We start from the raw sequence: 4,821 nt of genomic DNA, 5'->3' as shown, positions 1-4,821 counted from the left end.
ACCCGGGCACCGAGCAGCCCGGGTCCATGCACGGGGCGGAGGCATCCACGGCCAGGGTCACCTCGACCAGGGCTGTCAGCGCGCGGGTCAGGTGTGCATCGGCGATCGCGTACCGGGTGCGGCGCCCCTCGGGCGCGACGGCCACGATCCCGCAGTCCCGCAGGCAGGCCAGGTGGTTCGACACGTTCGACCGGCTCAGCTCCAGATCCCGGGCCAGCTCGGCCGGGTACCCGGGCCCCTGAAGCAGGGAGAGCAGGATCCGGGACCGGGTGGGGTCGGCCATCGCCCGGCCCAGCCGGTGCATCACGTCCAACCGTGTGGAAATAGTCAGCATGCGCTGAACTATACACCCCGTGCTGTAGCGTATTTGCGGGTTTCACCCGGACTTCGGTGGCCCCGACCCGTTGACCTAGTGAGGACCCTCCGTGACTGCCCGTTGCCGCCCCACCTGTCCGCGCCGCCCCGTCCGGGGCCGGGGAGGACGGGCATGAACTTGGGCGGGTTCTTCGCTGAAATGGTCCAGTCTGGGGCACTGCTGGTGGCGATGCCGCTGGCCGCGGTCGCCGGCCTGGTGTCCTTCCTCTCCCCGTGCATCCTGCCGCTGGTGCCCGGATACCTGGGCTACGTCTCCGGGCTGGCCGATCCGCGCCGGGAAGACAACCGGCGCCGGGTGATGACCGGGGTGGGACTGTTCATCCTCGGATTCGCCGCGGTCTTCACCGCCTACGGGGCCGCCTTCGGAGTGATCGGTGGCTGGCTGCTGCAGTGGCAGGACCTGCTGATCCGGATCCTGGGGGTATTCGTCGTGCTCATGGGCCTGGTGTTGGTCGGCTGGCTGCCCTTTCTGCAGGGCACCAAGAAGATGTCCTTCCAGCCGAAGACCGGCATCGCCGGCGCCCCGCTGCTCGGAGTGGTCTTCGGCCTCGGCTGGACCCCCTGCATGGGCCCCACCCTGAGCGCCGTGCTGGCATTGAGCACCACCACCGGAGACCCCTGGCGCGGGGCCCTGCTGGGTTTCCTCTACTGCCTGGGCCTGGGCATCCCCTTCGTCCTGGTCGCGATGGGCCTGGACTGGGTCACCCGCACCCTGGGCTTCGTCCGCCGCCACATCCGGGCCTTCAACATCATCGGCGGGATCCTGCTGGTGCTCGTCGGGGTCCTGATGGTCACCGGGATCTGGACCCTGTGGATCTACCAGCTGCAGAACCTCGCCGGCACCTTCACCACCCCCGTCTAAACCCCTGCCCCTGACTCCCGACCCCACGGATTGGACCGACCATGACTCCCACCGACCCCACCCCGACCAAGGCCGACTCCGCCCCGTCCCGGCAGCGCCGGGCCAAGATCGTGGTCTGGGTCCTGCTGGCCCTGGTCATCGTCGGCGGCACCATCGGCTATTTCGTGGCCCGCGGCGCCACCACCACCCCACCGCAAGACGCCAGCGCGTCCACCGGTCAGGAATCCGGACAGCCGAGCCAAGAGACCGGGCAGCTGGTCCGGGAGAACAGCCGGGTGCTCTCCCAGGCACCGAACGAGAAGGCCGTGCTGGTGGAGTTCTTGGACTTCGAATGTGAGGGCTGCGCCGCGGCCTACCCGGTCGTGGAGGACCTGCGCGCCGAGTACGGAGACACGGTGACCTTCGTGCACCGCTACTTCCCGCTGCCGGGCCACCCGAACTCGATGACCGCCGCCACCGCCGTGGAGGCCGCAGCCCAGCAGGGGGCGTACGAGGCCATGTATCAGAAGATGTTCGACACCCAGGAGCAGTGGAGCCACACCGCCGAGGACCGCAGCCCGGTGTTCCGCGGCTACGCCGAGAAGTTGGGCCTGGACATGGCCGCCTACGATGCTGCGGTGGCCGACCCGGCCACCCGCGCCCGGATCGAGCAGGACCTGGCCGACGGGGCCGCCCTGGGCGTGCAGGGCACCCCGACCTTCTTCCTGGACGGAAAGCCGCTCACCCTGAACACCCTCGAGCAGTTCCGCGCCGAGGTCGACGCCGCCGCCAAGAACTGAGCCGCCACATGCGCACCCCTGCCCCGGACGCCGACCCGCCCATGACAACCCCCACCACCACGGACCACCCCGCCGAACACCCCTCCGAGCCCCCGGCCGGCGCCGGACCGGCCTCCGAGGCGGCGGGGACGCCGGCCCTCGCCCGGCACCGCCCGTTCGGGGTGGTGCTGCTCGTCACCGGCGCCGTCGGCTGGATCGCCTCGGCGATCCTGGTCCTCGAGCGCCTCGCCCTGTACGAGGACCCCGGCCACACCACCAGCTGCGACATCAACCCCTGGGTGTCCTGCGGGCGGGTGATGGGCACCTGGCAGTCCGAGCTGTTCGGCTTCCCGAACCCGCTGATCGGCATCGTCGCCTTCGCCGTGGTGCTGGCCACCGCGATGGTGGTGCTCTCCGGGGCCCGACCCGGCCGCTGGTACTGGGCCGGACTGCAGGCCGGGGTCACCCTGGGGATGGGGTTCGTGGGGTGGCTGTGGTTCCAGGCCCTGTACGAGATCTACATCCTGTGCCTGTACTGCATGATTGTCTGGGCGGCCATGATCCCGCTGTTCATCCTGCTCACCGCCCGCAACCTGGCCCACGGCGTGATCCCCGCCCCGCCGGCGGTGGCCCGGTTCGCCACCGGGTGGGCCGGGACCCTGATTGCCGTCGTGTACGTCGCCGTCGCCGGCTCCGTCTTCATCCAGTTCCTCCCCGCCTTTACCGGCCCCTGACCGGCACTGGCCCCAGGCGGCGCCGAACATCTCACCTGAGTTGCGCCCCGCAGGGACCAGACGCACAACACCGTTCAGAGACGAACCCGCATGATCGCCACCGTCGCCGCCATCCTTGCTCTGGCCGTGTACCTAGCAGGCCTGGAGGTAGGGCGAACACCACTACCCGAGTCCTCACCCTGTGCGAGAAGCGCACATGGTTAATGGTCTACCTGACGTCATCATGCTTCTCGGCCGGGCGTCCGTGCCGATCACCGCTTGGCACTCGCGAGGCTCATGAGGCCAGGTTTTCCCCTGAGGCCTACCGGTCGCCGGCGGCGGGACCTGACGAGTTCCGCCAAGCCGCTCCAAGGCCGAGATGATCCTTCCCTCCCCCGATGCTCTTGCCGGGGGACAGACACCGGCCGCAGCACGGGGCCAGGCTCGACACGGTGAAGAACCACGGACGCTGGCCGGGTTTCCAAGCGGGCCTGCACCGCGGACCCCCCCGGTCTGGGCGGCGACGCCGGGCCCACGCAAGGGGGCGGCCGACCCCTTGCCAGGGGGAGATTTTAGTCGCGCAGCGTCCGAATTTCTTCTTGAGCCGCGCTCAGCTCGGTACGCAGAGACTTCGTCTCGGTGTCGGTCTTGCGGAGCTTTTCCCGGGAACTCTTGAGATCTTTCCGCAGCTGTGCCACCTCGGCTTCCGCCTGCTGGCGGGTGGCCTTCTCCTGGGCTTGGTCTTGACGGGCTTGGGCCGCGGTCTCGACCGCTTGATCCCGCTCGGCCTGCACTTTGGTCAGGTCAGCTCGGCAGTCTTTGAGGGTGCTGAAGGCCTCGTCCCGACTGATCTCGGCCTCCGTGAGGGCTGTTCGCGCCGTTTTCGTCTCCGCTTCGGCCTGGGCCCGCGCATGGCGGTCTTGCTGGGCCTGCGCTTTCGCCTGGTCGGCGATGTCTTGGAACTCGCGGACCCGCTCCTTGGCCTCGTCAAGCTCTCCTCGTAGCCGACCCGCTTCGTTCACCGCTTGCTCCCTACGGCCCTCCTCGCGGGCGCGGGCCTGGATGGCATCCGACGCTTTTCCGATGGCCTGCTGCTGTTCGGCTTGGGCCCTGGTCAGCTCGGCCCGGATTCGCTCGAGCTCGCTACGGGCTTCATCGCGACTGACTTCCGTCTCGGTGATGGCTGCCAAGAGGTCGGCCGCTTCGGCTTCGGCGTGCTCTTGGGCCTGCCTGGCCTCGGTGGCCAGGTGTTCAACCTCCGTCCGCGCGGCCGTCAGGGCTGCCCCCCAAGCGCCATTCAGGGCCCGGGCCACGGCCTCGGGAGGTTCGGGCACGGACTGAGCCTGCGCGTGGGCCTGCCGCCAGGCGCGCACGCCCTCGGAGGCATCCTGCATGGAGACCTGGGCCTGCTTCCGCACCGTAGCCACGGTGATGCGCTCTCCGGCGGCCTCGAGCTGGTCACAGGCCGCGAAGACGCGGTCGCTCACGGTCGGGGTGGACATTTCGACCATCGAAGCTCCCTAGAACGAGAAGTAATAATAGTCAGCCTACTACTATTACTACTTTTCGTCGAGTAGGGGCTGGCCTGGGTTCTTGGAGTCTTCCCTCTCTGCTTCGGTGAGGGTCATGGATGCCGCTCTATCAGCTGGGTCTACTGCTGTGTGAGCCTGGGCCGGATGCACCGTTGCCATCCACGGCCCTCCTGCTGCGGCCGCTGGTCGCCAGTCCACGGAGCACGGCGGATACCGGAGGGGACGGAGGGGCAGTCATCGGCCCCGCCGCCCCCGGGCTCATCTACGCCTCGGGGTAGTCCAGGGCGTCGAGCTGTCCCTGCATCAGGTCCGACGCAGTTCTGCGGTGGCCTGCTTGGCTAGTTCTTCGATCTTGTCGGGGCGGAAGCCGGACCAGTGATCGCCGGTCTCGGTGATCACGACGGGGGCCTGCATGTAGCCGAGGGTCCGGATCCGCTCTAGAGCCCCAGCATCCTGGGACAGGTCCACGGTCTCGTAGGCGATGCCCTTGTTCTCCAGGGCCCGGTAGGTGGCATTGCACTGCACGCAGGACGGCTTGCTATAGACGGTCACGGTCTAGTCCTTCCGGGTGGGACTGTCGC

General features: G+C 68.7%; 6 protein-coding genes. 3 read left to right on the top strand and 3 right to left on the bottom strand.

The genetic code is table 11. From position 1 onward, the window contains the following. On the bottom strand, nt 1–334 hold a 334-nt coding region (cmtR, locus tag ACFFIO_RS02385), incomplete at its 3' end, for a Cd(II)/Pb(II)-sensing metalloregulatory transcriptional regulator CmtR (RefSeq protein WP_378040017.1). Nucleotides 335–487: 153 nt separating this feature from the next. On the opposite strand from cmtR, the gene ACFFIO_RS02380 reads away from it, so the two are divergent. From ACFFIO_RS02380 to ACFFIO_RS02370, 3 genes are read left to right on the top strand one after another with little or no spacing between them, the layout of a single operon-like run. Then, the gene (locus tag ACFFIO_RS02380) at nt 488–1,237 is read left to right on the top strand and encodes a cytochrome c biogenesis CcdA family protein (protein WP_159554145.1); all 750 of its coding nucleotides are present in this window, start codon (nt 488–490) and stop codon (nt 1,235–1,237) included. A gap of 41 nt (nt 1,238–1,278) precedes the next feature. Further along, nucleotides 1,279–2,016 carry a DsbA family protein gene (locus ACFFIO_RS02375; RefSeq protein WP_188807286.1) on the top strand — a complete coding sequence of 246 codons (738 nt, stop codon included), beginning with the start codon at nt 1,279–1,281 and terminating at the stop codon, nt 2,014–2,016. A gap of 41 nt (nt 2,017–2,057) precedes the next feature. After that, nucleotides 2,058–2,729, top strand: coding sequence for a vitamin K epoxide reductase family protein (locus ACFFIO_RS02370; RefSeq protein ID WP_159555330.1), 672 nt, complete (start codon nt 2,058–2,060; stop codon nt 2,727–2,729). A 551-nt stretch (nt 2,730–3,280) separates the two neighbouring features. Here ACFFIO_RS02370 and ACFFIO_RS02365 read toward each other — a convergent pair. After that, nucleotides 3,281–4,219 (bottom strand): DNA-binding protein, encoded by a 939-nt coding sequence (locus ACFFIO_RS02365; protein ID WP_159554312.1) that lies wholly within the window; start codon nt 4,217–4,219, stop codon nt 3,281–3,283. A gap of 324 nt (nt 4,220–4,543) precedes the next feature. After that, nucleotides 4,544–4,792 carry a glutaredoxin-like protein NrdH gene (nrdH, locus tag ACFFIO_RS02360; protein WP_159554314.1) on the bottom strand — a complete coding sequence of 83 codons (249 nt, stop codon included), beginning with the start codon at nt 4,790–4,792 and terminating at the stop codon, nt 4,544–4,546. Between the last annotated feature and the right edge of the window lie 29 nt (nt 4,793–4,821).

It is taken from the genome of Citricoccus parietis, from assembly GCF_042433045.1.
GTDB lineage: Bacteria > Actinomycetota > Actinomycetes > Actinomycetales > Micrococcaceae > Citricoccus > Citricoccus parietis.
This window is presented reverse-complemented; position numbering and strand designations above follow the sequence as displayed.